At 61.1% G+C, this 4,564-nt stretch carries 7 protein-coding genes and 1 tRNA gene; 3 read left to right on the top strand and 5 right to left on the bottom strand.

Annotated elements, in window-relative coordinates:
* Positions 1 to 413, bottom strand: a 413-nt coding sequence (locus tag WA989_RS04260) for a hypothetical protein (RefSeq protein WP_424339270.1), incomplete at its 3' end; no start/stop codon positions are given.
* A gap of 135 nt (positions 414 to 548) precedes the next feature.
* On the opposite strand from WA989_RS04260, the gene WA989_RS04255 reads away from it, so the two are divergent.
* Positions 549 to 1,001: a DUF3429 domain-containing protein gene (locus tag WA989_RS04255; protein WP_424339269.1), complete on the top strand. Its 453-nt coding sequence runs from the start codon at positions 549 to 551 to the stop codon at positions 999 to 1,001.
* On the opposite strand, the gene WA989_RS04250 is transcribed toward WA989_RS04255, so the two are convergent.
* Together WA989_RS04250 and WA989_RS04245 are read right to left on the bottom strand one after the other, a co-directional pair.
* Positions 998 to 1,519 carry a disulfide bond formation protein B gene (locus tag WA989_RS04250; protein ID WP_424339268.1) on the bottom strand — a complete coding sequence of 174 codons (522 nt, stop codon included), beginning with the start codon at positions 1,517 to 1,519 and terminating at the stop codon, positions 998 to 1,000. The genes WA989_RS04255 and WA989_RS04250 overlap by 4 nt on opposite strands.
* A gap of 91 nt (positions 1,520 to 1,610) precedes the next feature.
* Entirely contained in the window at positions 1,611 to 2,213 is a 603-nt protein-coding gene (locus tag WA989_RS04245) for an exopolysaccharide biosynthesis protein (RefSeq protein WP_424339267.1), read from the bottom strand.
* A gap of 85 nt (positions 2,214 to 2,298) precedes the next feature.
* Between WA989_RS04245 and WA989_RS04240 the strand changes: the two genes are divergently transcribed.
* Positions 2,299 to 2,385 (top strand) — tRNA-Leu (locus WA989_RS04240).
* Positions 2,386 to 2,515: 130 nt separating this feature from the next.
* Positions 2,516 to 3,232: an SDR family NAD(P)-dependent oxidoreductase gene (locus WA989_RS04235; RefSeq protein ID WP_424339266.1), complete on the top strand. Its 717-nt coding sequence runs from the start codon at positions 2,516 to 2,518 to the stop codon at positions 3,230 to 3,232.
* Here the strand turns inward: WA989_RS04235 and WA989_RS04230 are convergent.
* Both WA989_RS04230 and WA989_RS04225 read right to left on the bottom strand, forming a co-directional pair.
* Positions 3,229 to 3,705, bottom strand: coding sequence for a CC0125/CC1285 family lipoprotein (locus WA989_RS04230; protein ID WP_424339265.1), 477 nt, complete (start codon positions 3,703 to 3,705; stop codon positions 3,229 to 3,231). The genes WA989_RS04235 and WA989_RS04230 overlap by 4 nt on opposite strands.
* 286 nt (positions 3,706 to 3,991) lie before the next feature.
* Positions 3,992 to 4,564: prephenate dehydrogenase/arogenate dehydrogenase family protein (locus WA989_RS04225; protein ID WP_424339264.1), on the bottom strand; the 573-nt coding region annotated here is incomplete at its 5' end.

Here is a 4,564-nt window from a genome sequence, read left to right as displayed (position 1 = left end):
CGGCGGCGCAGGAGCAGGACGGCCATGCCAAGCAGGATGACCATCACCGATCCGCCAGCCACCATGCCTTCAGGCCCGCTCGGATCGCGCCACCAGCCCTGTTCGAAATCGACGAGGTAGAAGCTTGGGATCGCGGAAATGCACGCCATCACATACCAGATGATCGAGCCCCTGCGCCGGCCGGCAACACAGATCGAAGCTGCATAGAAACAAAGCGCCGAGAGAAAGTAAGGCGCGCCATAGGCAAAGCCGAGCTCGCGCCAGTTGATATTGTCAAAGCCCATTGAAGGATCAGGGTGAAAGAACAGGCCCAGAAACATCATGATGCTCGGCCAGCGGATCGCCGTCAGCGCGCCAAAGGCAAAGACAATGGCAACTCCAGCAATTAGAAAGGCAATGAGGCGGCGCGGCATAGAGTATGTGTACTGCAAGTGTGATTTATGCCGCATGAATGTAGAGTTTCAGTTTCGGCCCGGATTGAAAGTATCTCTTTACGTTTGAAGACCGGCCGACTGGAAGCGCCCGCCTGCAAGCCCATATTCAGGGCCATGACAGACCATTCCGCCTCCTTCAGACGAACCGCCCTGATCCTGACCGCGACAGGGGCATTGCCTTTCCTCGCATTCGCAGTCGCCACGTCGATCCTGGAGCCGCCAACCAATGCGACAGCGGGGCTCTGGCTGCAGACATATTCTGCTGTCATCCTGAGCTTTCTGGGCGGCATCCGGTGGGGCATGGCCCTGAAGGACACAGGCGCAGACGCCGGCACGCTGGGGCTATCGGTGCTACCGGCGCTGGCGGCCTGGGTCATCCTGCCCTTCTCCATCATCCTGATGCCGAACCCGGCCTGGTATCTAGCGCTGGCGGGCGTGTTCGTGGTGCTGCTCATCTGGGACTGGTCAGCCGCCTCCGTGCCGGCCTGGTTCAAGCCTATGCGGATGGGGGCGAGTGTCGCTGCGATCGGCAGCCTCGTCTTCGCCTGGGCGGTGCAGGTGGTCTAGGCTGTTTCGCGCGGCAAGGCCCTGGTCGCGGCGATGAAGCTCATCACCGAGAGGCCGATATAGGCAAGCGCGTTCCAGCCAGCCATGGACAGGCCGAGGACGCGGAACGGCGCGTCGAGGCAGGACGCCGTCGCCGTGCGCTCATCGAGGCTTTCGAAGTCGACGCTCATCACGTCCACAGTTTCGCCGGTACAGCCTGCAGGCGCGGGCCACCAGCGCCACTCAACGCCCGAATGGTAGATCGCGACGACGGCCCCAGTCAGGAAGACCAGCGCCAGCATGACATTGAAGGCCACGAGGAAGCGCCGGTTCTGCCGGATATTCCAGAGGATAAGCCCGGTCACCGCCATGGCCGCCGCTGCCCAGTAGACCTCGCGCTGGCGCAGGCAGAGCTGGCAGGGCAGGAAATAGGCCAGCCGTTCGAAAGCATGAGCCGCCCCCAGCATGGCGAGCGACGCAATGAGCGCGATCAGCGGCCAGCGCCAGGTTTTCAGAAAGGGAGTCAGGGCAGTCGTCATGCCTGCGTCTCATCCACGTCTTGCCACTCAGGTGTGTTGGACAATGACCATGGCAGCTTGAAGGCGCAATGCGGCGTTCAAGCGCGCCCTGTCACGCCCCCGTTACAGTGCGGATACCCAGCGCGACCAAGGCGACGAGGGTTGCGATCCAGGCGGTGCCGATGATGCTGCCCAGGATGACCAGCAGGCCATCGCGCGCCATCAGGCCGAAGGCAACGATGGCGACGCCAACGCCCGGCACTGTATTGGTCGATGGCAAGGGCACGAGGATGGAGGCGCAGAAAAAAACAAGAAAGAAACCGATCACACGCTCGCCGCTCCCGGCCATAAGGAAGGTGAGCCGGGGTTTTGCGATCTTCTCCAGCCAGCCAAACCATTTGCGTCCGCCTTTGGCTGTCCGTGTCAGGCCCTTCTTGTCGATCTTGCGCTGGGCGAACTTTTCAGGAAGCCATGGCTCTTCACGGCCGGCGACCATCTGACCTGCGAGCACCATCATCGGCAGCGAGACAATCTGCGGCACGCCATAGAGGAAGGGAATGCAGCAAGGCAGAGCGAGAATGAAAAGCGCCGCGCCGAACGCCCTCTCATCGAGACGTTCGAAAATTGCCTTCAGCGAAAAGCCCTCTTCGGGCGCTTCGTCGGCCATGTACTCGATCGATTGCAGGAAAGTGTGCGGCGAGAGGTCTTCAGTCATGCAAACCGCCTATCCCGCTTTGCCGCACTGGTCGAGACGATTGACGCATCAGACCAGTTCAGGCAGGAGCAATTTCCAGCCTTGGGCCTCTGTGGCGGAATTGGTAGACGCGACGGATTCAAAATCCGTTTCTGGCAACAGAGTGCCGGTTCGAATCCGGCCAGAGGTACCATTCGTTTCCGATTTGCTTCGCAAAATTTTCGATCCAGTGGATCGAAAACAGGAAACGGATGCCCCGGCAGGGCTTGCATCTCGTAGCACCGCACTAGCTGAGACTCTGATACAATCAGGGACGAGGCTTCATGTCAGCAGTCATCATCGGCGCAACAGGCGGCATCGGGCGCGCACTTGTGCAGCAGGTTTCAGAGAGCAGACCCCGTGAGCAGGTTCACGCCCTGTCCCGTTCCGGCGGCGGCGCATGGGCCGGCAATGTTTCATCCGGCAAAATCGACATTCTGGACGAAGCCAGTATCGAAGCGGCTGCACGAAAGGTTGCCGAGACGGGCGCCCCGGACCTTGTGATCGTTGCAACCGGTATATTGTGCGATGGCGACGCCCTGCAGCCTGAAAAGAGCTGGCGGCATCAATCCATGGAGGCCTATGAGCGCGTCTTTCGCCTGAACACGTTCGGGCCTGGGCTCGTGGCGAAACACTTCCTGCCCATCATGCCGCGCGACAGGCGGGCCGTCTTTGCGGCGCTGTCCGCACGGGTCGGGTCGATCGGTGATAATGGGTTTGGCGGCTGGCATGCCTATCGCGCCTCCAAGGCCGCGCTCAACATGCTGATCCGGAATTTCGCGATCGAATGGACGCGCAAGAACGACCAGTCAATCTGCGTGGGCCTGCATCCGGGCACGGTGGACACGGCCCTGTCCAAGCCCTTCCAGTCGAATGTGCCCGAAAAGCAGCTGTTCTCGGCGGAAACGTCCGCGGGGCATCTGATAGAGGTTATAAAGGGTCTCAAACCTGCCGACACAGGCAAAGTATTCGACTGGGCCGGCAAGGAAATCGCGCCTTAGCCGCCCGACGTGTTGATGAGGACCGATTCTGCCTCATAGGCATTCGGCTCATCGGGCTTTGGACCTGTCCCTGTAATGATTTCAAGGCTTTCAGTCGTTTTCTCGGTCCCGCCGCCAAGCGGCAGACCGATGCCGACCCCGACGCCAACCCCAGAGGAATATCCACCAGATGAGCCGCCGACGGAGACGGAAGAGCCGCCGCTGCGCGAGAGGTCCTGGTCTGTATAGCTCGACACCACGCGGAACCAGTCAGCGCCCTGCTCCACGGTCACTTCAGCAGCGCGGCGCAGCGCAAGACGGCGCGCCTCTTCCGGGCTGAGCGCTGTGTAGGACACGCGATAGCGGTTCGATTCAATCGGCTGGACCATATAGCCCTGCGCGCTGGCAGAGCTGGCGGGGCCGTAAGGCTGGGCGGTGGTGCAGGCCGAAAGGCCGGCTACGGCGAGAGTGGCGGCGAGGGCGTATTTGATCATGGTTCTATTCTGCCATCATTTATGTGTGCGCGGCCAGCACTATGATGCGCGGGCCATGAACAGAATATAACGAACGGACAGCGAGCTGGTTCAGATTGACGGGTCTAGAGTGAGGGTTCAGCGCTGTGGCGTTCTCCCCTGAGCCCCAAGTGAAGAGCTGAGCGGTATCGCGCCTCCCTGCTGTTTCATCCGTTTACCAGCAGGCTTGCAGGAGCGCGTACGCGCGACAGAAGACGCGTGGGGACGGGCAAATCTGAGGGGATGAGGCCCGTCCCGCCGCGACTTGTCAGTCGTCGTCCGGATTCTCGTTCCGTCCGAAATTGACCGCATCGGTATCCTGACCGGCCTCGATGATGGCCTTGCGAATGCCGCGGGCCCGCTCAAACTCGCGCATCAGCATGTCGCCATCGCCCCACCGGATCGCCCGCTGCAGCGCTGCCAGGTCTTCTGAAAACCGGCCCAGCGTTTCGAGGACGGCATCGCGATTGTTGAGGAAGACATCGCGCCACATGGTGGGGTCAGACGCTGCAATCCGGGTGAAATCACGAAAGCCGCCAGCGGAATATTTGACCACTTCGCCTTCACCGACGCTTTCCATGTCATAAGCGGTCGAGACGATATTATAGGCTATGAGGTGCGGCAGGTGAGAGGTGATCGCAAGCACGCGGTCATGGCGCGCCGCATCCATGATCTCGACCCGCGCGCCCAGCCGTTCCCAGAAATTAGCAAGCCGGTCCACGGCGCTGTTATAGGCTTCGTTCTGCTGCGGCAGCGGCGTCAGGATGTGCCAGGTATTCTGGAACAGGGTCGCAAAACCGGCCTCGGGACCTGACTTCTCAGTGCCCGCAATCGGGTGGCC

Source organism: Henriciella sp. (genome assembly GCF_049649345.1).
Taxonomy (GTDB): Bacteria; Pseudomonadota; Alphaproteobacteria; order Caulobacterales; family Hyphomonadaceae; genus Henriciella.
Note: the sequence above shows the minus strand (reverse complement) of the source record. Positions and strands in the feature narration are given on the sequence as shown.